This window comes from Hymenobacter montanus (genome assembly GCF_014699115.1).
GTDB lineage: Bacteria > Bacteroidota > Bacteroidia > Cytophagales > Hymenobacteraceae > Hymenobacter > Hymenobacter montanus.
Window position 1 is genome coordinate 14,552 of sequence record NZ_JACXAD010000013.1, and the last position, 25,123, is coordinate 39,674.

The 25,123-nt window shown below is 57.9% G+C and carries 21 protein-coding genes; 12 read left to right on the forward strand and 9 right to left on the reverse strand.

What is annotated here, in order from left to right; translation table 11 throughout:
• Positions 1-14: 14 nt before the first annotated feature.
• The 3 genes from IC235_RS12560 to upp all read right to left on the reverse strand — a co-directional run bounded on the left by IC235_RS12560 (position 15) and on the right by upp (position 2,013).
• Positions 15-593, reverse strand: a complete 579-nt coding sequence (locus IC235_RS12560) for a hypothetical protein (protein WP_191005531.1) — start codon at positions 591-593, stop codon at positions 15-17.
• Positions 594-664: 71 nt separating this feature from the next.
• Positions 665-1,111 (reverse strand): hypothetical protein, encoded by a 447-nt coding sequence (locus IC235_RS12565; RefSeq protein WP_317173570.1) that lies wholly within the window; start codon positions 1,109-1,111, stop codon positions 665-667.
• Between the two features lie 182 nt (positions 1,112-1,293).
• Positions 1,294-2,013, reverse strand: coding sequence for a uracil phosphoribosyltransferase (gene upp, locus IC235_RS12570; RefSeq protein WP_191005532.1), 720 nt, complete (start codon positions 2,011-2,013; stop codon positions 1,294-1,296).
• Between the two features lie 273 nt (positions 2,014-2,286).
• Here upp and IC235_RS12575 point away from each other — a divergent pair, with 273 nt between their 5' ends.
• The 6 genes from IC235_RS12575 to lpcA all read left to right on the forward strand — a co-directional run bounded on the left by IC235_RS12575 (position 2,287) and on the right by lpcA (position 8,021).
• A complete protein-coding gene (locus IC235_RS12575; protein WP_191005533.1) occupies positions 2,287-4,269 on the forward strand; it encodes a hypothetical protein in 1,983 nt (660 codons plus the stop codon).
• Positions 4,270-4,272: 3 nt separating this feature from the next.
• Positions 4,273-4,623, forward strand: a complete 351-nt coding sequence (locus IC235_RS12580) for an ADP-ribosylation/crystallin J1 (RefSeq protein ID WP_191005534.1) — start codon at positions 4,273-4,275, stop codon at positions 4,621-4,623.
• Positions 4,624-4,643: 20 nt separating this feature from the next.
• On the forward strand, positions 4,644-6,488 hold the full coding sequence (locus IC235_RS12585) for an ABC transporter ATP-binding protein (RefSeq protein WP_191005535.1): 1,845 nt from the start codon (positions 4,644-4,646) through the stop codon (positions 6,486-6,488).
• Between the two features lie 40 nt (positions 6,489-6,528).
• The gene (locus IC235_RS12590) at positions 6,529-6,789 is read left to right on the forward strand and encodes a hypothetical protein (RefSeq protein ID WP_191005536.1); all 261 of its coding nucleotides are present in this window, start codon (positions 6,529-6,531) and stop codon (positions 6,787-6,789) included.
• Positions 6,790-6,876: 87 nt separating this feature from the next.
• Complete coding sequence (locus IC235_RS12595) at positions 6,877-7,365, forward strand: hypothetical protein (protein ID WP_191005537.1); 489 nt, start codon at positions 6,877-6,879, stop codon at positions 7,363-7,365.
• 65 nt (positions 7,366-7,430) lie between these two features.
• On the forward strand, positions 7,431-8,021 hold the full coding sequence (gene lpcA, locus IC235_RS12600) for a D-sedoheptulose 7-phosphate isomerase (RefSeq protein WP_191005538.1): 591 nt from the start codon (positions 7,431-7,433) through the stop codon (positions 8,019-8,021).
• 367 nt (positions 8,022-8,388) lie between these two features.
• Here the strand turns inward: lpcA and IC235_RS12605 are convergent, their stop codons facing one another.
• The 4 genes from IC235_RS12605 to IC235_RS12620 all read right to left on the reverse strand — a co-directional run bounded on the left by IC235_RS12605 (position 8,389) and on the right by IC235_RS12620 (position 15,940).
• A complete protein-coding gene (locus IC235_RS12605; RefSeq protein WP_191005539.1) occupies positions 8,389-9,549 on the reverse strand; it encodes a hypothetical protein in 1,161 nt (386 codons plus the stop codon).
• 794 nt (positions 9,550-10,343) lie between these two features.
• Positions 10,344-11,759, reverse strand: a complete 1,416-nt coding sequence (locus IC235_RS12610; RefSeq protein ID WP_191005540.1) for a T9SS type A sorting domain-containing protein — start codon at positions 11,757-11,759, stop codon at positions 10,344-10,346.
• A 537-nt stretch (positions 11,760-12,296) separates the two neighbouring features.
• Complete coding sequence (locus tag IC235_RS12615; protein ID WP_191005541.1) at positions 12,297-13,982, reverse strand: NHL repeat-containing protein; 1,686 nt, start codon at positions 13,980-13,982, stop codon at positions 12,297-12,299.
• Positions 13,983-14,257: 275 nt separating this feature from the next.
• Entirely contained in the window at positions 14,258-15,940 is a 1,683-nt protein-coding gene (locus IC235_RS12620) for a T9SS type A sorting domain-containing protein (protein ID WP_191005542.1), read from the reverse strand.
• Positions 15,941-16,566: 626 nt separating this feature from the next.
• On the opposite strand from IC235_RS12620, the gene IC235_RS12625 reads away from it, so the two are divergent.
• Entirely contained in the window at positions 16,567-18,102 is a 1,536-nt protein-coding gene (locus IC235_RS12625; protein ID WP_191005543.1) for a YifB family Mg chelatase-like AAA ATPase, read from the forward strand.
• A gap of 160 nt (positions 18,103-18,262) precedes the next feature.
• Positions 18,263-19,297: a quinone-dependent dihydroorotate dehydrogenase gene (locus tag IC235_RS12630; RefSeq protein ID WP_191005645.1), complete on the forward strand. Its 1,035-nt coding sequence runs from the start codon at positions 18,263-18,265 to the stop codon at positions 19,295-19,297.
• On the opposite strand, the gene IC235_RS12635 is transcribed toward IC235_RS12630, so the two are convergent.
• Together IC235_RS12635 and IC235_RS12640 are read right to left on the reverse strand one after the other, a co-directional pair.
• Complete coding sequence (locus IC235_RS12635; RefSeq protein WP_191005544.1) at positions 19,239-19,925, reverse strand: DUF2306 domain-containing protein; 687 nt, start codon at positions 19,923-19,925, stop codon at positions 19,239-19,241. The two genes, IC235_RS12630 and IC235_RS12635, sit on opposite strands and share 59 nt — an antisense overlap.
• Before the next feature lie 126 nt (positions 19,926-20,051).
• Positions 20,052-21,026 carry an acyloxyacyl hydrolase gene (locus IC235_RS12640; RefSeq protein ID WP_191005545.1) on the reverse strand — a complete coding sequence of 325 codons (975 nt, stop codon included), beginning with the start codon at positions 21,024-21,026 and terminating at the stop codon, positions 20,052-20,054.
• A 486-nt stretch (positions 21,027-21,512) separates the two neighbouring features.
• Between IC235_RS12640 and IC235_RS12645 the strand changes: the two genes are divergently transcribed.
• The 4 genes from IC235_RS12645 (at position 21,513) to IC235_RS12660 (ending at position 25,008) form a co-directional block, all read left to right on the forward strand.
• The gene (locus tag IC235_RS12645; protein ID WP_191005546.1) at positions 21,513-22,262 is read left to right on the forward strand and encodes a porin family protein; all 750 of its coding nucleotides are present in this window, start codon (positions 21,513-21,515) and stop codon (positions 22,260-22,262) included.
• Positions 22,263-23,038: 776 nt separating this feature from the next.
• The gene (locus IC235_RS12650; protein WP_191005547.1) at positions 23,039-23,713 is read left to right on the forward strand and encodes a porin family protein; all 675 of its coding nucleotides are present in this window, start codon (positions 23,039-23,041) and stop codon (positions 23,711-23,713) included.
• Positions 23,714-23,885: 172 nt separating this feature from the next.
• Positions 23,886-24,482 carry a porin family protein gene (locus IC235_RS12655; RefSeq protein WP_191005548.1) on the forward strand — a complete coding sequence of 199 codons (597 nt, stop codon included), beginning with the start codon at positions 23,886-23,888 and terminating at the stop codon, positions 24,480-24,482.
• A 226-nt stretch (positions 24,483-24,708) separates the two neighbouring features.
• Positions 24,709-25,008 carry a hypothetical protein gene (locus IC235_RS12660; protein WP_191005549.1) on the forward strand — a complete coding sequence of 100 codons (300 nt, stop codon included), beginning with the start codon at positions 24,709-24,711 and terminating at the stop codon, positions 25,006-25,008.
• Positions 25,009-25,123 lie beyond the last annotated feature (115 nt).

Sequence of the window (25,123 nt, forward strand, 5' to 3'; positions counted from 1 at the left end):
GGAAACCAGTAGCGCTACGGCTCGCGGCTCAGGGCCTCGATGCACTGCTCCCGAATGCTCCAAAGCTGGGGGAGGGTGAGGCCCAGCCCGGGGTTCTGGTGGAGCCAGTACCGCAGGTAGGTTTGGTGGAAAGCGACTTTAGCATCACCTATCTGGGTGGGCTCAATCTCCAGTTCGAGCAGCAGGTCGGCCCGGAAGTCGTCGGCCGAAGAGTTGGGCCGGGTGCAGTCGAGTACCGTGCGGTGTACCCGCAGGTAGTTGTGCACCTCGGGCAGAAACGCAAGGCCGTACTGGGCCAAGGTACTGGCTACCGCGGGAGTGTTCAGGCCGTTCATTCTGAAAATGCCCAGCTTCAGCTTCAGGTCCGGGATGCCATTTTCGAGGGCCAGCTGCCGGAGCACGGCGTGCTTGGGGCCGCAGGTAGCGCCCCCGTCGGCGAACACGCTGACTAGGTTGGTCTTATCGGTGTTGCGGCGGTAGGGCAATTCGCGGATAAACTGCGCAGCGTGCTGGAAGTCGGTGATGCGCCGGCTTAGAAACTCCCGCGAAATCTCCCCAGTGTCTTGAATCCGGAAGTTGAAAGCGCCAGACATGCCTCGTACGGGTTAGGTATGACCTTTTTACGCGAGGCTATGGCTTTCGTTCTGGGCCGAAGTCAGGGCTACTAGTGGTGCAGCATGTGCCCGAAGCGCACGCTGGCGAAGGTGAGGGCCCCACCCCACAGCACGGCGCTCCAGAACATGTGCAGCAGGATGCGCGGGCGCGGCACGCCCAGCAGCGTGGCGATAACCGTGCCGCCAATCGGCGAAAGCAGCACGGGCGTGAGAAAGGCGATGCCGCCCATGCCGAACTTACGGAATACCTTGATGATGTTGCGCGAGCGTTTCGTAAAAATGGGCTCCCGCCGCAGGCGGCGCTGTTTCTGGCGGTGCTGCATCCACACCCCGCCGATGCCGGAGAAGACGAACACGCTGGTCATCATGCCAGCCACGGTGAGGGCCACGGTCGGCCAAAAATGCAGCCCCATGGAGGTGCCGGCCAGCGGACCACCCAAAAACTTGACCGTGCTCAGCAGGAACACGGACGCGTATTTAACGGCAGGATGGAGCACGACAAAATGAAAGAGCAAACCAATGAAACTTGAGACCCAACAACGCGCCGGAGCGTACAACAAAGATACCAAGTTACCAAACTAGCAGGCGCTATTCCTGCGCGGAGCCGGGGCTGCGCCAGGCCAACGGCCTGAATTCACCGGCCAAAGCAACTGGCGCCCCGCCCAACGAAATCAGGGGGCTATAGCTTACTGCCGTAGGACAGGTCGCCGGCGTCGCCCAGACCAGGTATGATGTAGGCTTGCTCATTCAGGCCCTCATCGATGGCGGCTACCCACAGATTGGCTTCGGGAATCTCGCGGGCCACGTAGGCCAGGCCGGCGGGCGAGGCAATGACGGACGCGATATGTACTTGCCGCGGCATCCCGAAGCGCAGCATGGCCCGGTAGGTTTGCACGAGGCTTTTGCCGGTGGCCAGCATGGGGTCGGCCAAAATCAGGACCCGCTCGTCGAGGCTGGGAGCCGATAAGTAGTCGACCTGCACTTGCACCTGGGCCGTGCCCTCGATGCGGTAGGCAGCTACAAAGGCACTGGGCGACTGGTCGAAATAATTGAGGAAGCCTTGGTGAAAAGGCAGCCCCGCACGCAGCACGGTGGCCAGAATCGGGAAGTCGCGCAAGAGCTTGCCGGTGGTTTCGGCCAGGGGCGTTTGAATGATCTTGTCGCTGTAGCTGAGGTGAGTGCTGATGCGGTAGGCGATGATTTCGCCTAGCCGCTGGAGGTTGCGACGAAAGCGCAGGCTATCCTTTTGCACGTCTTTATCCCGCAGCTCGGCCAGGAAATGGTTGGCAATGCTGGGCTCGGCGCACACCACGTGTACGTGGGCCAGGTCCTCGGCCACCTCGTTGGCGGCGGATGGCGCGGCAAGAACAGCCGGAGCGGGGAATGGAGTAGTAACCATGAGCGAAAGTAGATTAATAGGTGAAGCCTGTACGTTAGAGACCAGCTGGGCGCCCTAAGTTGGCACAAAAACCAGGGGCGGGCAAGAAAGACGAACGGAATTTATTCTTTTCTCCGCAGCCCAAAGACGAGTTAAGCCACTTGGTTGTTGAGCTGAGCCGGGAGCCCAGCGTATTCTCACCAACGGCTTGCTGCGTAGGTTTGTTAAGAAATTGCCTCCCTAAGATTTTATCCGGCGAAGTAACTTCCGTTTTTATGAGCACTACCTGGATTTATGCATAAAGCTCTGCTCCTGTCTTCGGCTACGGTGCTGCTGGCGGGCTCCTTGGCGGCCCAAACGGCGCCGCCGGTATCTACTACGCCCCCGACCCCTGCCACGCCCCCAGCGCCGGCCCCAGTGAAAGTAGAAAAATCCCCGTGGCTGATTTTTGACCAGCCCCTCGATAGCCTGCCCCCGACGCGGGGCCGGGCCGGGCGGGAGAAAACGCTGCGGACTACCCCCAACCGCCCGGGCGCAGCGCAGCCTGCCGCCCGCGTCACGGTTGTTCCAGGGGCTACGCAAGGGGCGAACTACGTGCCGCTCGATGCCGATACTTACCGCTTGCTCGACCGCTACGCCATCAAGTTTGGTCCCGATTCGCTGACCGACCCGCACACCAGCGTTCGGCCCTACACCCGGGCCGCCGCAGCTCGTTTAGGCGAGCGCATTCTCTCGCCCGATAGTCTGGGAGTACCAACGGGTACGCTTTCGCGCTCCGACCGGTTCAACGCCGCCTACCTGCTGAAAGACAACTGGATGAACAGCGCCCGCGGGGCCGACCTCAACGAGAGCGCTAACCCGGTCTTGACGTACTTCTACCGCAATCAAACCGACCTTTACCACGTCCAGACCCGGGACTTTGCGTTGCGCGTGAACCCGGTGCTGCTAGTGCAGGCCGGCAAGGACAACGGCATCAGCGGGCTGCGCTACGTGAATACGCGCGGCGTGTACCTGGAGGGCAACATCGACCAGCGGCTGGGGTTTTACACGTTCCTGGCCGACAACCAACAAGCCGTGCCGCAGTACGTGCAGACGCGCATTCAGCGCGACCAGATCGTGCCCCACGAGGGCTACTGGAAGTACTTTAAAACCGAGGGCGGCAACCAGTACGATTTTTTCACGGCCCGGGGCGGCATCACGTACGCGGCCAGCAAGCATATCAACCTGCAACTGGCCCACGACCGCAATTTTATTGGCAATGGCTACCGCTCGCTCATACTCTCCGATTACAGCGCCCCGTATTTCTTTTTAAAGATTAATACCCGGGTCTGGAAATTCAACTACCAGAACTTATTCGCGGAATTGACGGCCGAAAGGAAAAACGCCGACCAAGTGTATCCTAAAAAGTACCTGGCCCTGCACCACCTCAGCTTCGACGTCACGTCCACCTTCAACATCGGGGTGTTCGAGAGCACCGTGCTGGGGGGCCGGGGCGCGGACAGCACCATCGTAAACGGGCAAATCGTGCGCCAGCGGGGCCGCTTTGAGCTGCAATACCTGAACCCGGTGATATTCTACCGCGCCGTGGAGCAGCAGGCAGGCTCCGCCGATAACGCCATTCTGGGGCTGGATTTCAAGTGGAACATCCTCCATACCGCGCAGCTCTACGGCCAGCTGGTACTGGACGAGTTTAAGCTCAGCGAAGTGCGCGCGGGCAACGGCTGGTGGGCCAATAAGCAGGCCTTCCAGCTGGGGGCCAAATACATCGACGTGGCGGGGCTGCGTAACCTCGACTTGCAGGTGGAGCTCAACTATATCCGGCCTTTTACCTACCAGCACGAGGACAGCTACACCAACTACCAGCACTACCAGCAGCCCCTGGCCCACCCCATGGGGGCTAACCTGACGGAGGTTCTGGGCGTACTCAGCTACCAGCCGCTGCCCCGCCTGATGCTGGTAGGCAAGGCCTTTTACTCCGTGCAAGGGCTCGACCTGAACAATGCCGACGCTCCGGGCCAGAACTACGGCGGCAACGTGCTTAAATCCTACGACACCCGCGTGCAGGAATTCGGCAACCGCACCGGCCAGGGCAACAAAAGCCGCCTGCTGCACGCCGACTTCACGGCTACGTACCAGCCGCGCCTGAACCTGTTTCTGGACGCGAAGCTGATTGCCCGGCGTCAAACGTACTCGCTCACGCCAGCCCTTGACGGGAGCGAAGTGTACGCTTCGCTGGCCCTGCGCTGGAACATTGCCCAACGGCTCCACGAATTTTAAGCCATGCCCCCGACTACCCCACTCTATCGCCCGGTTAATCAGCAGGAACTGGACTTGATTGCCGGGCTGGGCTGGCAGGCCTTTCCGCCGCGCCTGCCGGAGCAGCCTATTTTTTATCCGGTGCTGAATGAGGCTTACGCGGCGCAAATAAGCCGCGACTGGAATGTGCCCTTTTACGGCATGGGCTATGTGGTTCGGTTTGCCGTAGATACCGCCTACTTAGCGCGGTTTCCGGTGCAAAACGTTGGCGACCAGCAGCACGATGAGTTGTGGGTGCCCGCCGAACAGTTAGCGGAATTCAATCAGCACATCGCCGAGTTGATTGAAGTAATTGCCGAGTTTCGGCGTCCTTAGCCTATCGGCTTTCGCTATCCATGAAGACTTATCTGAGAATCCTGCAGTACGCGCGGCCTTTTATCGACTTCGTGCCGCTCTATTTTTTATACACCATCCTGACGATTTTCTTCAGCATTGGCAACTTCACCCTGATCATTCCGCTGCTGAACGTGCTGTTCAACGTGGATAAGTCGGCGGTGCTGGACGCGCCCAAAGCGTTGCCGGACTTCTCGCTGACGATCGGTTACGTAACGGATGTATTCAAATTCTATTTTGCTGAGATTCTGGCGGCGCGCGGGCGCCTGGGGGCGCTGGGCTTCGTGTGCGTGGTGGTGGTGGTGTCGGTATTGCTCAGCAACGTATTCCGCTATTTAAGCTTGCGGCTGCTCGCCCGGGTGCGGGCCCGGGTTATTCGGAATCTGCGGCACGACTTGTACCAGCGCATCACCGAATTGGAGCTGGGCTATTTTGCCGGGGAGCGGAAGGGCGACCTCATGTCGCGCTTCACCAACGACGTGCAGGAAGTAGAAACGTCCGTGGTGAACACGATGACGGCCGTGGTGAAAGAGCCACTGACGATTATTGCCTATTTCGTGGTGCTCTTCACGATGTCGGTCAAGCTGACGCTATTCACGCTGATTCTGTTGCCGGTTTCGGGCGGCATCATTGCCGGGGTAGCCAAGCGGCTCCGGCGGCAGGCGAAGCTGAGCCAAGGCACGCTGGGCACCATGCTATCGGTCATCGACGAGACCCTGGGCGGCATTCGGGTGATTAAAGCCTTCAACGCGCAAGGCTACATCCGACAGAAGTTTGAAGCCCAAAACGACCAGTACGCCCGCACCTCGCGCAACATCGACAACACCCGGGACCTGGCCTCGCCTTTCTCGGAGTTCGCCGGCGTAACGGTAGTGGCCGGGTTGCTGTACTACGGTGGCACCCTGGTGTTAAGTGGCCAAGCGAACCTGACCGCCGCGACGTTTATCGGCTACATCATCCTGTTTTCGCAGGTGCTTACTCCAGCCAAAGCCCTGTCGTCATCGTTTGGCAACATCCAGCGCGGGCTGGTTGCCGGTGAGCGGGTGCTGCGCATCATCGACACCGAGCCCGCCATTCGCGACCGGCCCGGGGCCACGGTGCTGCCGCCCTTCGAGCGCGAAATTGAGTTCCAGGCTCTGCAGTTCAGCTACGGTGAGACCCCCGTGCTCTACGACATCAACCTGACCATTCGTAAGGGCAGCACGGTGGCGCTGGTGGGCCCCAGCGGCGGCGGCAAAAGCACGCTGGCCGACTTGCTGCCGCGTTTCTACGACCCCAGCGGCGGCCAGATTCTCATTGACGGCCACGACCTGCGGGCCTGCACGCTACACTCGGTGCGCGACCAGATGGGCATCGTGACGCAGGAAAGCATCCTGTTCAACGACACCATTTTCAATAACATCCGCTTCAACACTCAGGCCACCGAGGCTGAAGTGATCGAAGCCGCCAAAATTGCCAACGCCCACGATTTCATCCTGGCCAGCCCCGAGGGCTACCAGACGGTAATTGGCGACCGGGGCTCCCGCCTATCGGGCGGGCAGCGGCAGCGCCTCAGCATTGCGCGCGCCATTTTGCGCAATCCCCCCATTCTCATCCTCGACGAAGCCACCTCGGCCCTCGACACTGAAAGCGAGAAACTGGTGCAGGAAGCGTTGCAGCGCCTGATGCGAAACCGCACGTCGCTCGTTATTGCTCACCGCCTCAGCACGGTACAGCACGCCGATGAAATTGTGGTGCTACAGCACGGCCGCGTGGTCGAGCGCGGCACTCACGACGAGCTGGTGCGCCGCGAAGGCGGGGTATACCAGCGCCTGAGCTCCCTGCAAACCAATGCTGCGCTGGTGTAGCGCTAAGCGCCAGACCCTCTTTTCTTAACCCATTGAATTTATGCTCAGCAAGAAAGCTCCTTGGGTTTTTGGCTTGTTGGCCTTATTCATGTTTGCGTTGCGGGTTGGCTTCAAATACTACCGCAGCCAGCAGAGATCCGAGGCTCAGCTTAAGATAGAGAACGCTTATGCGCGGAAGGAAGCACTGGTCAGGTCAATTGAAGCGGAGCAGAATGCCCGGCGGGCCAACGGGGCCCGGGTGGTGGCCTCCCCCACCGACACAGCCGTAACAACCACTGACCCGCTAGCCCAGGCCAAGTAGCTTATTTAATAAGCCCTATTTTGCAGCCACTTTCCCAGTACTTCCGTTTCTGATAGCTGCCATCTTTTCACTTCACCCTCGTTTGCTATGCTCGCCCTGAAACGCATTGTTACCGTCGCAGTAATGGTTTACCTGCTGCTGGCACTCTTGTTCGTTCTCGTACCAGCTGTGCGGTCCTCGATTGTGGACATGGGCAGTGGGCTGTCGGAACTGGAAAAAGAACGACAGTTTTACCAAGCCCTGTTCATCATCGGGGCCGGGCTACTGGCCTTGCACCTGATCACCGAAAACCTGGACAGCGTGCTGCTGCGCCGGGCCGTTAGCCAGCGCGAAAGCAAAATCAACGAGCTGAAAGCCCGGCTTTACGACCATCAGCAGCGCACGGACACTGCTCCCACGGTGCCGACTAGCCGCACCGTGGACGGCCGGATCACCGCTCCCACGACGGCAAGCCGCGCGGCGGGCTCCCCCAGCCCCACCGAGAATCGGACGACTGACCACTTGGCCCAACCGACGTTTCCGCAGAACGATCCTAGTCTGTCGAATACTCCGCCCGCCGAGCGGCCCCCACTGTAAGTACTTCCTCCGGCTTCCTGCCCTGCCTTAGCTTACCTACTCCAATACTGAACCCCAGCCATCAATTGCCCGACTCCGCTCATCTTCCCGACCTCATTCACGCCGAGCTGACCGAAGCCCGGACCGTGCTCGACCGGTTTCTGGCCGATCCGGCCATGCTGGCGCGCATTGCCGAAGCAGCACAGGTAATGGCCCGGAGTTTACGGGAGGGTGGTAAAATTCTCACTTGCGGCAACGGCGGCAGCCTCTGCGACGCGCAGCACTTTGCCGAAGAGCTCAGTGGCCGCTATCGCAAGGACCGCCGCGCGCTGGCTGCTATTGCCCTCACCGAAGCCTCGCACCTTACCTGCGTCGCCAACGACTATGGGTTTGAGTTTGTGTTTAGCCGCTTCGTACAGGCTTTGGGCCGGCCGGGCGATGTGCTCCTGGCCATCAGCACCAGCGGTCACTCGCCCAACGTGCTGCGTGCCGCCGAAGCGGCCCGCGAGGCCGGAATGCTGGTCGTGGCCCTGACGGGCAAGGACGGCGGGCAGCTGGCCGGCATCAGCGATGTGGAAATCCGAGCCCCGCATTCCGGCTTCGCGGATCGGATCCAGGAAATTCATATCAAAGTAATTCACATCCTGATTATGCTGATTGAGAAGCTGGCACTGTAAAAGCTTAGGGGGCTCCAGCTGTTAGTGAGGCCTATTAGTGAATTATATGACTGGGATGACCATACTGCCTGGTTGTGATAACTTGGCTGTGACAATATGAATTTCCAGGACGGTTTGGGAACCTCGTCTAGACTGGAAGAAGGGCCTGAAATCCAGCGAGACCGCTACTGCTTCGCGGATCTCCGACTCGGGGCCAATTTCTGATTCCTATTGTAGCCGACGGAACTACTCGCAGCCTACTTTCTCTATTTGCTTGCGACCAATGTCGGAACCGTAGGCGCACCAAAAAGCCCTCCTGACCAGACGGCCAAGAGGGCTTTTCCGTGGGAGAAAGAATGGATGGAGGGCTCAGCGGCTCGCTCCAGGCCTAGCGCACCAGGAGCTGTGTGGCGGCGGTTTGGCCGTTGCCCAGCCGGGCTCGCAAGTGATACAAGCCCGGTGCTAGCCCGCCCAGCCCGAGCTCAATGGCCCCGGCCACGGCGGGCAATACTTGCGTGCGCACCCTGCGGCCCAGCCCATCGGTGATGGTCAACTCGCCGCCCCCGTGAGGCAGCACCAGCGTGACTTGGTCCGAAGCCGGGTTTGGATAAACGGTCAGCGTTAGAGTCGCTTCTGGCGTGCGGGCGGCCGCGAGCACGCTTCCGCTGTTCAGCTTCGCCTCAATTATATTACGATTCGTACCCCCGACGACATTTAGCGAGCCAAACGATACATCACCACGCGCTGACCCGAACAGGTAAGCATTACCGGCGACATCGGTGCCAATACGATCAAAATGGCATAGATCGTCGGACCCAGTTCCCTCGGCGATGCCCGCGCCCGCCCACTGCGCCGTGCCTTCCCCAGTGTAGCGAGCCACGAAGGCACTCTGCTTACTTGCCAGCGGCAGGGGCGTGCTACCCAACGTGAGCGTGCCCTGATAGTCACCGATGGCGTAAAGGCCACCCCGACCGTCGAAGGCTACATCGGGTACACTGTAATCGCCCGGCAGACTGGGGGTAATCTCCCGGGACCAGAGGGGGGTGCCATCGGCGCCATAACACGCCAGATACGCCGTACTTTCGTAGCTGGAACTTACCACCCTTTTATTGATAAAGCCGCCCACGGCCACCCTCCCAGCCGCGTCAACGGCAATCGCGTTCCCACTATCGTTGTTGGTCGTACCAACCCGTTGTGCCCATATGACGATGCCCCGCGGGTCGAACTTGGCCACATATAAGTCTCGATCGGTGGCGCTCGCCGCGTTCAGCGTTATCGTACCAAAAGTGGCCGAGCCCATGAAATCTCCCGTCAGGTACGTGTTGCCGGCCGCGTCAATCGCTACATCACTAGCGCTAGCACTGCCCGTGCCCCCGGCCTTGCGCGCCCAGAGGATGGTCCCGCTTGGTGAGAATTTATAGAGGAAGACATTACTAGTGCCGCGACTCGCCACTAGCTGGTTCTCGGCCTCGCTGCCAAAACGCATGGCGCCGTTAAATCTGCCGGAAGCGTACACGTTGCCCGCCGCGTCCGTTGTGAGACTGGTCAAATACTGATTGCTTAGATCCGCCGCCTCGGCCTCTTCGACTTTCCCCCACAGCGGCTCTCCCCGAGGGTTTAGCTTTACCACGAATGCCCTAGCCTCATCAGGGTTTGTGGTGAGGACTAGAGATCCAAAGGAAAGCCTACGATTGAAAAGGCCGCCCACGTACAGGTTGCCGACGGCGTCCACGGCCAGAGGCCAGAATCTACTGTCTGTGTATTGGTAGATCCAAGCCAGCGAACCATCGGGGTTAAGCTTACCCAAATAAGAGTAATTGAGAGATTCTGGGCCTCCTATGAGGGTGGTCCCACCAAAAGTAAAGTTACGTGCGGACCTCCCCTGGAAAAAACGGCTGCCATCAGGTGCCACAACCATATGATAACCTACGCTATTCGAAAACAATCCATTATCACCGGTCGTATTATTGGCCCGCCGGACGGAGGCCCAGGTCGGATCCTGGGCCTGCCCCCGAAAACTGGCTAAGCTCAACGTTGCCACCAGCGCTAAAAAGACCATCCAGGGGTGAAAAATTATATTGATGCGCATAAGAGAAGAGATGATGAAACCAGTGAACACGTAATGAGAGGCGTACAAATACTGAGGCGGGTAGATAACCTTGCAATATTACTAATAAATACTCGAACTTTAAAAATCGAGGGTACAACCCAGGCCTAGATTAACGGTTGTCAATGCTGGGAGCCCAGCCTCCCCTACCTAGATGCGTAGCAACAGCCCTCCCGACCCAGGGGCCAGGAGGGCTGTTTCAAGCGGTAAGAGTCAACTGACGGCTGGCTCCGAGCTTAACGCACCAGCAGGCGCGTGGCGGCGGTTTGGCCGTTGCCCAGCTGGGCTCGCACCTGGTACAAACCTGGCGCCAGCCCGCCCAACCCGAGCTCAACAGTTCCGGCCACGGCGGGCAATACCTGCGTGCGCACCCTACGGCCCAGCCCATCGGTGATGGTCAACTCGCCGCCGCCGGAGGGCAGCACCAGTGTGGCCCGCTCCGAAGCCGGGTTCGGGTAAGCCGTTAGCGTCAGGGCCGCTCCTGGTGTGCGGGCGGCCGTGAGCACCCCTCCGCTGTTCAACTTCGCCTCAAATATGCTCTGATAATTACCACCAGCAGTATTCAGCGGGCCCAATGATATCGTGCCGGCCCCTTCCCCCACCAAGTAAGCATTGCCGGCAGCATCGGTAGCAATATACGTAAAGGCAAACTTGGATACATCGGTCACGTCGGGGATGGCCGCGCCCGCCCACCGCGCCGTGCCTTGCCCATTGTAGCGGACTACGAAGGCGCTCTCCTTGCTGACCACCGGCAGGGTCGTGCTGCCCAACGTAAGCGTGCCCAGATAGGTGCTGATCGCGTAGAGGCCGCCCCGACCGTCGAAGGCCACGTCTGCTACACCGGAATAGCCCGAGCTCAGAACACTGGGGGCAATTTCCCTGGACCAGAGGGGATTCCCGTTGGCACCATAGCAGGCCAGGTATGTCATACTTTCGAACCTAGGACCGACCAGCCTGCTGTTGATGAAGCCGCCCACGGCTACCACCCCCGCCGCGTCAACAGCAATCGCCTTACCAGCATCGTTGTTGGCCGTGCCGGCCCGTTGCGCCCACATTATACTGCCCTGCGGGTCGAACTTAGCCACGTACAGGTCTTGGTCGGCGGCGTTCGTCGCGTTCAGCGTTACCGTGCCGAACGTGGCCGAGCCGGTGAATACACCCGTCAGGTACGTGTTGCCCGACGCGTCGGCCGCTAAGTCACTATTACCGTCATTGCCTGTCCCCCCCGCCTTGCGGCCCCAGAGGACGCTCCCGCTCGGGGAGAATTTGTAGAGAAAGACGTCATAAGCGAGACCACTCGACACCAACTGGTTCGCGGCCTCGCTGCCAAAACGCATGGCACCAATAAATCCGCCGGAAGCGTACACGTTGCCCGCCGCGTCCGTTGTGAGACTGCTCAAGCCGTAATTGAGTCGGTCTAATGGTGAGCCCTCTTCCACTTTCCCCCACAGCCCTTCCCCCTGTGGAGTCAGCTTTGCCACGAATAGCCTAATACTGGGGTCCGTGAGTGTCAGAGAGCCAAAGGAAATAGTACGACTAAAACTACCCCCCACGTACAGGTTGCCCGTGGCATCGACCGCCAGTGTCCAGGGAAGATTGTTCTCGTACTGGCGGAGCCAAGCCAGCGAACCATCGGGGTTGAGTTTTCCCAAATAAGAGTTATAGCCCGGGCCAGCTACTGTAAGAGTGGTCCCGCCTAGAGTAAAGCTCCCTGCGAATAACCCGTACAAAAACCGGCTGCCATCCGGCGCTACAGCCATTTTGTACCCGTAACTGATTGAGCTGGTGGTACTGGTGGACCGTCGTACGGACGCCCAGGTCGGGTCCTGAGCCTGCCCCCGAAAACTACCTAATCCTAATGTTGCTACTAGGGCAACAAAGACCATCCAAGGACGAAAGAATACTCTACTGCGCATGAGAAAAGAGGTGAAAATGTTGTAAGAGATGATGAAACCAGTGAAAACAAATGCGTGGCATACAATTACTGAGGCAGGTAGATCTCCTTGCAATATTACCAACAAATACTCGAACTTTATAAAAAACTATCAACGGTCCACAGGCCCTAGATCAGCGGTTGTCGATGCCGGTAGCCCAACCTACCTGGATGCGCAGCAACAGCCCTCTCGACCCAGGGGCCAGGAGGGCTACTTCGAGCAAGCGGTGATGATTGACCAGCGGCTCGTTCCGGCTTAGCGCACCAGGAGCTGTGTGGCGGCGGTTTGGCCGTTGCCCAGCCGGGCCCGCAAGTGATACAGGCCCGGCACCAGCCCCCCCAGCCCAAGCTCAACGGCTCCGGCCACCGCGGGCAACACTTGCGTGCGCACCCTGCGGCCCAGCCCGTCGGTGATGGTCAGCTCGCCGCCCCCGGGGGGCAGCACCAGCGTGGCCCGCTCCGAGGCTGGGTTCGGGTAAGCCGTCAGCGTCAGGCTCGCTCCCGGTGTGCGGGCGGCCGTGAGCACCCCTCCGCTGTTCAGCTTTGCTTCAAACGTAGTAATATTGCCATCTATTTCGCCAGCAGAATTTAGGGATCCAAATGATATAGTGCCCGGCCCTTCACCCAGCAGGTAAGCATTGCCAGACGCATCAGTGGCAATACACTCGAAGGTGCATGTACCGTCGGGCAAGGTCCCAGTAAAGGTAGCCGCGCCCGCCCACCGAACCGTGCCTCGCCCATTATAGCGGGCCACGAAGGCACTCTCCTTACTGGCCGACGGCAAGGTCGTGCCATCCAACGTGAGCGCGCCCTGATAGTTGCCAATCGCATAGAGGCCGCCTCGGCCATCGTACGCTACATCTTTTACGCTGTAAAGTCCCGAAACACTGGGGGTAATTTCCCTGGACCAGAGGGGGGAACCGTCGGCGCCATAGCAAGCCAAGTACGCCACTCCTTGGAAGCTAACCCCTACCAACCTACTATTGATAAAGCCGCCCACGGCCACCACCCCAGCCGCGTCAACGGCAATCGTCTCCCCAGCATCGCTGTTGGCCGTACCAGCCCGTTGCGCCCACACAAAGCTGCCCTGCGGGTCAACCTTGGCCACATATAAGTCTTGGTCGGTGGCGTTCGCCGCGTTCAGCGTTACCGCGCCGAAGGTGGCCGAGCCGGTGAAGCTACCCGTCAGGTACGTGTTGCCCGACGCGTCGGCCGCTAAATCATTACTGAAATCATTGTCTGTTCCCCCCGCCTTACGGGCCCAGAGGACGCTCCCGCTTGGTGAGAATTTGCAGAGGAAAATGTCATAAGCGACACGACTCGTCACAAGCTGGTTCGCGGCCTCGCCGCCAAAACGAATGGCTCCCGTAAAGCCGCCGGAAGCATACACGTTGCCCGCCGCGTCCGTTGTGAGATGGTTTAAAAAGCAGTTACCTCGGTCTGCCTGTGGAGCCTCTTCGACTTTTCCCCACAGTCCTTCCCCCTGTGGAGTCAGCTTTACCACAAATCCCCTAAGCCCACCAGGGGCCGTGAGTGTCAGAGAGCCAAAGGAAATAGTACCATTAAAATTACCACCTACATACAGGTTGCCAGTGGCATCTACCGCCAGCGCCCAGGGAAGACTGTTCTCGTACTGGCGGAGCCAAGCCAGCGAACCATCGGCGTTAAGTTTACCCAGATAGGAGTTAAAGGTAAATATCCCCGTCGTGAGGGTGGTTCTGCCAAAAGTAAAGCTCCCCTCGAACGTTCCGTAGAAAAACCGGCTGCCATCGGGTGCTACAGCGATACTTTGACCTTGACTCCGTGAGTTGGTCGTACTAGTGGCCCGCCGCACGGACGCCCAGGTCGGATCTTGGGCTTGCCCCTGAAAACTGCTTATGCTCAATGTTGCCACCAGGGCAAAAAAGGCCATCCAGGGACGAAAGAGTACACTAACGCGCATGAGAAAAGAGGTGAAAATGTTGTAAGAGATGATGAAACCAGTGAAAACGTAATGAGAGGCGTACAATTACTGAGGCGGGCAGTCTATATTTAAATATTACCAAAATATATTAGAACTTTCAAATAATCTGTCAACGGTCCAACCCTGGCTTAAATCAGCGGTTGTCACTGCCGGTAGCCCGGCCTCCCCTGCCTGAATGCGCAGAAACAGCCCCCGGCCCAGGGGACAGGAGGCTGTTTCAAGCAGCAAGAATCAACCGAAGGCTTGCTCTGGATTTAGTGCACCAGCAGGGGCGTAGCAGCAGTTTGGCCGTTGCTCAGCCGGGCCCGCAACTGGTACAGGCCCGGCGCCAGCCCCCCCAGCCCAAGCTCAACGGCTCCGGCCACCGCGGGCAAGGCCTGCGTGCGCACCACACGGCCCAGCCCATCGGTGATGGTCAGCTCGCCCCCCCCCTGGGGCAGCACCAGCGTGGTCTGCCCCGAAGCCGGGTTCGGGTAAACGGTCAGCGGCAGGGCCGCCCCTGGCGTGCGGGCTGCTGCGAGTACACTTCCGCTGTTCAGTTTCGCCTCAAACAGAGTAGCATTCGTACTGCCGACAGAGTTTAGCGAGCCAAACGACACATTGCCAACCGCTGCCCCAAGGAGGTAAGCATTACCAGTGGCATCGGCGTCGATATAGTCAAAACTGCATCCATCGTTGGGCCCGGCCCCCTCGGCGATGCCCGCGCCGGCCCAGCGAGCCGTGCCTTGCCCATTGTAACGGGCCACGAAGGCACTCGGCTTGCCTGCCAGCGGCAGGGGCGTACCGCCCAACGTGAGCGCACCCTCATAGTCGCCAATCGCATAGAGGCCACCCCGGCCATCGTACGCTACGTCCTTTACGCTGTAAAGACCCGGAATACTAGGGGTAATTTCCCGGGACCAGAGGGGACTCCCATTAGCCCCGTAGCAGGCCAGGTACGCCGCTCTTTGGAAGCCAGCACCTACCAGCCTACTATTGACGTTGCCGCCCACGGCCACCACCCCAGCCGCGTCGACAGCAACTGCTTCACCAGTATCGTCGTTGGCCGTACCAGCCCGCTGCGCCCACACCACATTGCCCTGGGGGTCGAACTTGGCCACGTATAGGTCCTGGTCGGTGGCGTTCGCCGCGTTCAGCGTTACCGTGCCGAACGTGGCCGAGCCGGTGAAGTTACCCGTCAGGTACGTGTTGCCCGACGCGTCGGCCGCTAAATCACGATTATCGTCATTGCCTTCCCCCCCGGCCTTGCGGGCCCAGAGGACGCTCCCGCTCGGGGAGAACTTGCAGAGGAAAATGTCAAAAACAGCATTATTCGTCGTCATTAGCTGGTTCGCGGCCTCGCTGCCAAAACGCATGGTTCCGCTAAAGTTGCCGGAAGCGTACACGTTGCCTGCCGCGTCCGTTATCAAACTGCTCAAGAAACAGTCGCCTCGGGCTGCCTGTGGGGCCTCTTCGACTTTTCCCCACAGCCCTTCCCCCTGTGGAGTCAGCTTGGCCACGAATGCTCTAAGCCCACCGGGGCCCGTGAGGGTCAGAGAGCCAAAGGAAATAGTGCCACCAAGATTACCACCTACATACAGGTTGCCCGTGGCATCGACCGCCAGCTTCCAGGGAAGACCGCCACTATACTGGCGGAGCCACGCCAGCGAACCATCGGGGTTCAGTTTGCCTAAATAAGAGTCAAAGCCAGCACCAACTGCCGTCAGGGTGGTCCCCCCGAAAGTGAAGCTCCCCTGGAACGTTCCGTGGAAGAACCGGCTGCCATCGGGCGCGACGGCGATGGCATCGCCGTAACTAGCCGTGTTAGTGGTACTGGCGGCCCGCCGGACGGAGGCCCAGGTCGGGTCCTGGGCCTGGCCCCGAAAACTACTTAAGCTCAACGTTGCCACCAGGGCAAACAAGGCCATCCAAGGGCGAAAGCGTACAGTAATGCGCATAAGAGAGGGAAAAATAAAAAAAGAGAAACTACAAGACCTTGACCGGTAGGATAGCCCGTAGGTTGCGTTGTAATAATATTTTTTTGGCTTATTTAGAAGTATCCATCGCGGTACCAACTTCGAACCCCTGCCTTGCGCTTATCCATATTCCCAGCTAGTGCCAGTCGCTCAGCCCTAACTGCCCAGATTCGCTCACTCCACGGCTTACTAAGAGGACCAGCTGCTCTACCCTAACTTTTCCGCAGCTCATGAGAACCCAAGTGTGCTGACGGCAAGTGTCAGGTCGGCCATTAAATCGTCGACAACCTCAATGGCAGGTGAGCAGCCTCCGACTGGCTATTGACGCCGTGGCTCACCGCGGTGGAAACAGACAGTTAAAACATGATGACACGAAGGAGGTTGCCCAGTTCGGTGTTCATTAGGCTAATCAGCAAACCAGCCCCTTTTACTACCTGTTGCAGGCCCCGAAGCCCGGCAGACCCGCAGTTTCGCTGCACTTACTCCGGGGGCGAATCAGAAGCAGACCGCGGCCGGAGCAACGGACGCGCCCGCCGCCCTAAATTGCCGCACTTCTCGCCCTTATCACCTGCTCACCAACGCTCCAACCACGGGTTGGAAGTACTACTATGCTCACCAAAACTTTCGGTTCGGCCGTCCAGGGCGTCAACGCCTACACCATAATCATCGAAGTGGTGGTGTCGGCCGGAACAGGTTTCAACGTGGTGGGCCTGCCCGATAACGCCATCAAGGAAAGCCAGCAGCGCATTGAGGCCGCCCTGAAGTTCCGCGGCTACCGCATGCCGCGCACCAAAACCGTCGTCAACATGGCCCCGGCCGACATTCGCAAGGAAGGTGCTGCTTACGATTTGCCGATTGCCCTGGGAATCCTACACGCCTCGCAGCAGCTCCAAACTGAGCGGCTGCCCGAGTACCTCATCATGGGCGAAATGGCGCTCGACGGCGAGCTCCGACCAATTAAAGGGGTTCTGCCCATTGCCATTCAGGCGCGCAAGGAGGGCTTCAAGGGCATCCTGCTGCCCCGGGCAAATGCGGCGGAAGCCGCCATCGTCAACAACCTGGACGTGATTCCGGTCGGGAGTATGCAGGAGGCCATCGACTTCTTTGAGGGCCGGGTCGATATCAAGCCAACCACCGTCGACACCCGCGACTTATTCCAACATTCGGTGAATAAGTACACCGCGGATTTTGCCGACGTGCAGGGCCAGGAAAACATCAAGCGGGCCCTGGAAATTGCGGCGGCGGGTGGCCACAACGTTATTATGATCGGTCCGCCCGGCGCGGGCAAGACCATGCTGGCCAAGCGCCTGCCCAGCATCCTGCCGCCGCTGAGCATGCAGGAAGCGCTGGAGACAACCAAGATTCATTCGGTGGCGGGTAAGCTGGGCGGCGGGGGCCTGCTAAGCACGCGACCTTTTCGGGCGCCGCACCACACCATCTCGGACGTAGCACTGGTTGGCGGCGGGAGCAATCCGCAGCCGGGCGAGATTTCGCTGGCCCACAACGGAGTGCTGTTTTTGGATGAGCTGCCCGAATTTAAGCGCACCGTGCTGGAGGTGATGCGCCAGCCGCTGGAAGAGCGCCGCGTAACCATCGCCCGGGCCAAGCTCAGCATTGAGTTTCCGGCCAACTTCATGCTCATCGCCAGCATGAACCCCTGCCCGTGCGGCTACTACAACCACCCCGAGAAAGAATGCGTGTGCGGCCCCGGCGTGGTGCAGAAGTACCTGAACAAGGTCTCGGGCCCCTTGCTCGACCGTATCGACCTGCACGTGGAGGTGACACCCGTCACCTTCGACCAAATGACGGAATCGCGCAAGGCCGAAACCAGCGCCAACATTCAATGCCGCGTCGAGAAGGCTCGTCAGGTGCAGGAAGCCCGGTTTAAGGACTATGCCGACATCCACTCCAATGCCATGATGCCGCCACAAATGGTCAAGGACCTCTGCCAAATCAGCGAGGCGGGACGCCTGCTGCTCAAAACGGCGATGGAGCGCCTGGGTCTCTCGGCCCGCGCTTACGACCGCATTTTGAAGGTCGCCCGCACCATTGCCGACCTGGCCGGCACCGACGATATTCAGATTCAGCATCTGGCCGAAGCCATTCAGTACCGCAGCCTGGACCGGGAAGGGTGGGCCGGCTAGCCTGCGATGCCGACGAGATAGTGGAGTGGTGTGCTACTTTTGATTGGCCCCAACACTGTTAGATCGCGCTGCTGGACTCGCACGACTACTTTCGGCCGGTGTTGGCGGCTATTTCCGCAGTAAGTTAATGCCGGATGCGGCCGGGCAGAATACTAGCATGGTGTATAAAGCGCTTGTCAAGCCCCTCCTTTTTACCCTGGACGCCGAGCGCGCCCACCACCTCGTTTTCGATAACCTGCGCCGCGCCGCCCGCGTGCCGGGTATTAAGGCGCTGCTGCGGGGGCTCTATAACTTCCAGCACCCCAGCCTGGCGCGGGAGGTGTTCGGGCTTAGGTTTCCCAATCCTGTAGGTTTAGCGGCGGGGTTCGACAAGAATGCGGTCCTGACCGATGAGTTGGCTACGCTGGGCTTTGGATTTGTTGAAATTGGAACCGTGACGCCTCGGCCGCAGCCGGGCAACCCCACCCCACGGCTGTTCCGGCTGCCACAGGATGAGGCGCTGATCAACCGCATGGGGTTTAACAACGACGGCGCCGCGGCCGTGGCGGCCCGGCTGGCCAAGCGGCGGAACCGGCAGCTCATCATCGGCGGCAACATTGGCAAGAACAAGGACACGCCCAACGAGCGGGCGGCCGCCGATTACACGGCCTGTTTCGATGCCCTGGCCGAGGTGGTTGATTATTTTGTGGTGAACGTTTCGTCGCCCAACACGCCCAACCTGCGCCAGCTACAGGAGAAGAAACCACTTATTGAGTTGCTTCAGCAAGTTCAGACGCGTAACCTGAGCCGTCCTATCCCCCGCCCTCTCCTGCTAAAAATCGCGCCCGACCTCACCGATGCGCAGCTCGACGACATTCTGGAGATAGCCCGGGAAACGCAGTTGAGCGGCTTGGTGGCCACGAACACCACCATCAGCCGGGCCGACCTGCGCACCGAAACCACTCACGTGGCAGGCTTAGGCGCGGGCGGGCTTAGCGGGCGGCCGTTGCGGGCCCGAGCCACCGAAGTGATTCGTTACCTGCACCGCCGCAGCGAGGGTGCCCTGCCCATTATCGGCGCGGGCGGCATCCATTCGGCGGCGGATGCGCAGGAGAAACTGGCGGCGGGCGCGGCGCTGGTGCAACTCTACACGGGCTTTATCTATGAAGGCCCCGCGCTGGTGAGCCGGATAAACCAGCGCTTGGTGCCAGCGTAATCCCCTTCGCGCTTACCCGACGGTGCCACCACGCGATAATGGGAGACCCCAGCAGGGTGGGCCATAAGAAGTTGTACGGAAACGAAATAAAGTGCAGGCTAGTGACTGAAAACGCCGACACGGCGGCGATGTACGAAGCCATGAAACCCGAAATGTGGTTCAGGAGCCATTGGTTTTTAGTCCAGCGCCCAGCGTTGGCGTAGCCGCGCAACTGCCGGGCCGCCGTCGTGGCGCCCAGCACCCCAAATACGCCCACCGGGATGTTGCGCACCACTACGCCGTAGCCCACGGTGCCCAGAAACACCACCAAGCCCAGCCCCGCTACCGCCCAATCGAACGGGACCACTTTCGCCTCCCAGGCCAGATGCTTGAGGTAAAGCGAACGGTAGCCGAAGCAGGCCATGTACAAGCTAAAAATAGCCGTGAGCAGCAAGAATAGGCTGTGAATGTGCCCGGCACCCAGCAGCGCCGTAGTACCAGCTACGGTCATGGCCCAGAAAAATATCCTGCCCCAAGTACGGTGCGCCCCGCCGCCTTTGCGCACGGCGAGGGCTACAGGAGCCACGAAAAAACCAATAAACCCGGCCGTCATGTGCAGGTAGCGGTTTGCTTGGAAAAAAGTTTCCATAGGAAGAAGCGTGAGGGATAATCGACTGCGGCCGAAAGATGGCAGGCTTTTACCATCAACCCGTTAACAAAGCATCCCAACCGTCAGATTTAGCCTCTGAAACTTGTTATCATCCGGCTGGAGCGCCTACAGCTTGGCTCCAACCTTGAACTCTATCACGTCGGCCGCGCCCCGGTGAATTTTTAAATCAACGGCGCCGAACAGGAAATTGGTGAAGTGGTACTTCAAGCCTAACCGCTCGTAATAAGCCGTGCTCGATTTGTAGGGTGCATACACGTAAAAGCCAAAATGTGACACGAATGCCAGTTGCCCGAACAGTAACTCGTGGCCGACAAAAACGCCGGCTTTTTTCACATCGGGCTGCTTAATACCAGCGCGGGTGGTGTCGGCGAGTTGGGCTTTGAGGCTGCGGTCGTAGAACCCCTCAACTCCCGCAAGCAGGTTGGACTTGCGGTTGACGCGGCGGCCTACGGCCGCCGTGACCGAGTTAACCAGGTATTTCTGGCGGTCGCTCGGGTTACGCTGCTTGAAACCCACGCTTGTGCTGACGTTGAAAAAAGTTTGACCGACCTCCATCGGGGCCGGGGCGTTGGCGTTGACTTGGGCAAATGACCGCAGTTCATGGTAGTTGAGCCCCAGTACCACCGAGGGCAGGTTTACCCCGAAGTTGGGCTTGGTAGTAGCGCCATTGGAATAGTGGTTCAACCCGAGGCCTACCAACAGGCCTACGTGCGGCGTGAGAGCGTAATCGTACTCAAAACGCAGTTGCAAGGTCGCGTTCAGAGCCGAGCTGGCAATGGTATTCTTGTGGTTGGTATCCTGGTTATAGGGATTGCTGAGGTACGCCAGGCCCGCCCCCATGCGGAGGCTGAAATCGTGCCGTGGCCCCCGCGAAAACGGTTTACTGATGTAGGGGCTGGCCGAGACCGCGTAGCCCAGCACGGGGTTGTGGAAATCGTAGTACGTGAGCGCCAGGCCCAATTTCGGGAACTTATACCAGCCGTGCCAGGGCGCCGAGCCAGTGGTTTGACGTTGGAGGTTTATTTCAAGGCCCGTGGGGTGTGACGTTACCAAATGCCGGATGGCAGTGGTATGAGCCATAATGATGCTGCCCTGCCAGTAGGCCCCTACTATGAGCGGCGCAGGCGGTGCGGGAGAAGAAATTTTTATCGAATCAGCCTGCGCTTTTGCTGAGTGCGCGGCTAAAGTCAGCATCAGGGCCGGTAAGCTGCTTACGACCAGCCGTGATAGTAGCCGTGGGCTCATAATTAAAGCTCAGGAATAGTAACAAAATCGTGGCTTAACAGGGGAGTCAACAGCGTGTTGCTTGTAGGCTTTTTCATTTTTTCAGTAACCTCCTCGCCCGGAAAGCCGATATAAGGCTCCTTAGTTAGAGAGGTGCATTTCAACTAAAAATTCCCTTTGAGTTCATTGGTTTTCACCCTTGATTCTTGCCCTAACGAACAAGATAATTCTTTGCTTGCACAGGTTGGCAGGCACTGCTCGCGAGCCGTAGAAAGCCTTCTGACGCTTACTACTCACTAACTGCTCATTCCTTTCCTTTCCACTTGTTTTTCTTAATGTACCATGAAAAAGATTGCAGTATTAGCGCTGTCGCTCGTGAGCGTATCAGCTGTGAAAGCACAAGATACTGGTGGTTTCCGTATCGGTGTGAAAGCTGGAGCCACTTATTCCAACATCTCCGGCAAAAACGTTTCGCAAATTACTGGCCCTAACTACGATACTAGCCTAGACTCTTACAAGCTGGGCTACAATGCCGGCGTCGGCCTAAGCATCCCGCTTAGCGCCGACGGGGTGTTTGCGTTTGCCCCGGAGCTGCTATATAACCGCAAAGGCTATCAAATCGAGTCCAAGCAGACCAGTGGCTTGGCCAGTGGAGTTGAATCCGTTAAAAGCAAGCAAACACGTGTGCTTCATTATCTCGACGTACCCCTGCTGGCTAAAATGAACGTGGGCGGGCTATTCTTTGAGTTGGGCCCGCAGGTGAGTTACCTGTTTGGATCGAAGACCAAGCGGGAAACCACCACAAAGTATCTCAACGGCGATAAGACCGAAGTAAAAGATGACGACGGCTTCCTCGACTACAGCGGCATTAAACGGGGCCCGGCCGACAAATCGGACTTGGCTCAGTTCGACATCGCCGGGGTAGCCGGTGTCGGTTACATGACTGACGGCGGCCTCAGCGTGAATCTGCGCTATGCCCGCGGCTTCAATTCCTTGCTTGACACGAAAGGGGTTCCGAACGACAAAGAGCCCAAGGCTTTTAATAACGCTTTCACCCTGCAAGTAGGATACCTGCTGCCACTCGGCAAGTAAGCGCTCACGGCTAATTATATTATCCCAATTATCCCAAACGACAAAACTGCGGCCTTTCGGTCGTCAGCTTTGTCGTTTGAGGGGACGGGTGTGGTAAGCATCCACCCAGCATAACTGGTTATGGATAAGCCGTAAATCAATGCTTTGAGGCGGCCTCCTCACAAAGGCATCGGAGGCCAGTAGCCTGGCAAGTGGCTTCTTAAGTAGTTAACCAGCAGTAATTATTCAACAAAGCGGGAGAGATGCTTCGATAAGCTCAGCTGGAAGTTCTTTTTCGTACGCTTACTTAGGCACAAGTGCTTAACAACGACGAGGGCTGCGTAGAGCCTCAACAGCACGGTAGAAGATGAGCGCGCCTAGCGCGATGTAGCATCTGATTTTACTCAGTTTAAAGTGCGCTCCTGCGCCTGAGTGGTCATTTCCACTCACCGATTTAGCATTACGCCGGCACAATAGCATGTGACCCAGCACCCAAACCCGTAGCACTGTTTGAACTTCAACCCACGCTTTTATTTGGAAAGCACTTGAGACGAGCAACAAAGCAAGTAAGTAGCTTATACAAAAGCAGATACAGGCTGAATAACATATGAAAATATTAAAAAAAACTATTGCTTTTTCACCTAACTGTTGAATCTCATCTAGTGTTAATTGAAAATTATTTTTGGTTTTCGAGCAACCTCTCTACGCAAATAAACGCTATAAACCTGCTTTCTGGAACACATTGCAGTTCTGGAAAAAGCTACCCTGATATTTTTATCATTTTGCCTTCTTTTCCAATGAAAAATCTATTGCTCTCTCTTGGCTTGCTAGTCGGTGTGACTGGCGCGGCCCATGCTCAAAATGGTGTGAAATATGGCCTAAAAGGTGGTTTCAACGGCGCAACCTTTTCGGGTACTGACTCCAAAGGCTCAGAGTATAAGGCCGGCTTTGCGGCTGGCGGTTTTCTGAACTTCGGCTTCTCGGATTTAGTCTCCATTCAGCCGGAGTTGTTATACTCGCAGAAAGGAGCTTCCATCGATAACTTTCAGGGGGCGAGCGGCACCACCCTCAAAAGCACGGTGGGCTACCTGGATGTGCCTCTGCTGGTGCGCCTAACCGCGGGGGACGATGGCAAAGGTCCGTTCTTTGAAGCCGGCCCGCAGGGCAGCTTCGTGCTGCATAACCGCGACTTCACCCAAACCGGGGGCAACGACACGCAAAGCACCAAGAACACCAGCACCGATGACCTCAACAAGGTCGTGATTGGTTACGTGGCCGGCATCGGCTACCAGATCACCAGCGGCCTGAGCCTAGGCCTGCGCTACAGCGGCGATATTTCCCAGGTCTACAAGGACGGGGCTTCCCGGGCGTATGCCTTCAAGCCAGGCAGCACGCAGCTTAACGGTAACAACCCCAACGTCCACAACTCCGTCTTTCAGTTTCAGGTGGGCTACGCTTTTGGTGGTCGATAACTCGGGGATTTTCCCAGTGACCTCAGATTACCAGCCCACCGAACAGAACCTTTCTTTTGTTCATTTTATTATACATTAATGGATAAATAGCCAAGTACGGTATAGGATTTGGTAAATATTTTTTATCAATGTTACCGACTGACTATTTAACCTTAATTTTTCTCTTACGACAATGAAAAAGCTAGTCTTATTGCTTAGCCTCTTGGCTGGCATTTCCGCTTCAGCATCGGCTCAAGTAACTTTTGGAGTGAAAGCCGGTCCTTCATACACAAACTACACTGGTCCGTCTGCTACCGGTGAAACCTATGGCAAGGTAACCTATAGGATAGGCTTCCACGCCGGGGTATTGGCTAACCTGGCCGTTGGCGATGCGGTCTCCATTCAGCCGGAGGTGTTGTACTCGCAAAAAGGCGCGAAGGTCGCTAATAATCACGATAATAGGGATAGGCTCAATTATATTGACGTTCCGATAATGGTTCAGTATAAGATCAATGGACTCTTCTTTGAGGTTGGCCCTCAAGTAGGTGTTTTGCTTAATGGTAAGACAACTGACGGCACCGTCACTCTTAGCCTTAAAGACCCGAAATACATTAAAACCGTTGACTTTGGCTATGCCGGAGGACTGGGCTATAAGTTAAAGTCAGGCCCCATGTTCGGGCTTCGCTATAATGGCGGCATTACCAACCTTGAGCCAGGTGATAATGATCAACCTAAGGTACGCAACGGTGCTTTTCAACTGTATGCAGGCTTCATGTTCGGCCGCAAGTAATTGCTAAAATCCCCACACAAAAAAGCCCGGCTTCCGCAAGCGGAAGCCGGGCTTTTTTGTGTGCTTCTCACCTTTATATCATTGGGTGAAGTGCGGCTGTGGCATTGCCGTCGAATTAAGTCATGTTAAGTAAAGGGTTTCCTGCTGTCTCCACGTATAACTGGTTTGCTCGTGCTAAAGGCACTGAAAAGGCCCATTCCTTGAAGCTGGCCCACAGGATAGCTTCGTGCTGCATAACTGCGACTTCACCCAAACCGGGGGCAACGACACGCAAAGCACCAAGAACACCAGCACCGACGACCTCAACAAGGTCGTGATTGGCTACGTGGCCGGCATCGGCTACCAGATTACCAGCGGCCTGAGCCTGGGCCTGCGCTACAGCGGCGATATTTCCCAGGTCTACAAGGACGGGGCTTCCCGGGCGTATGCTTTCAAGCCGGGCAGCACGCAACTGAACGGCAACAACCCCAACGTCCACAACTCCGTCTTCCAGTTTCAGGTGATATATAGCTTTAGTGGTCAATAGCTTTAGTTCTTACCTAATAACTCCGGAGGTTCCCTCCCAGACGGGCGAAACACTTTTTATTCATTTTGATGGAGCATCTACCACTGTGCAGGCAAGTATGGCATGGCATTTGTCT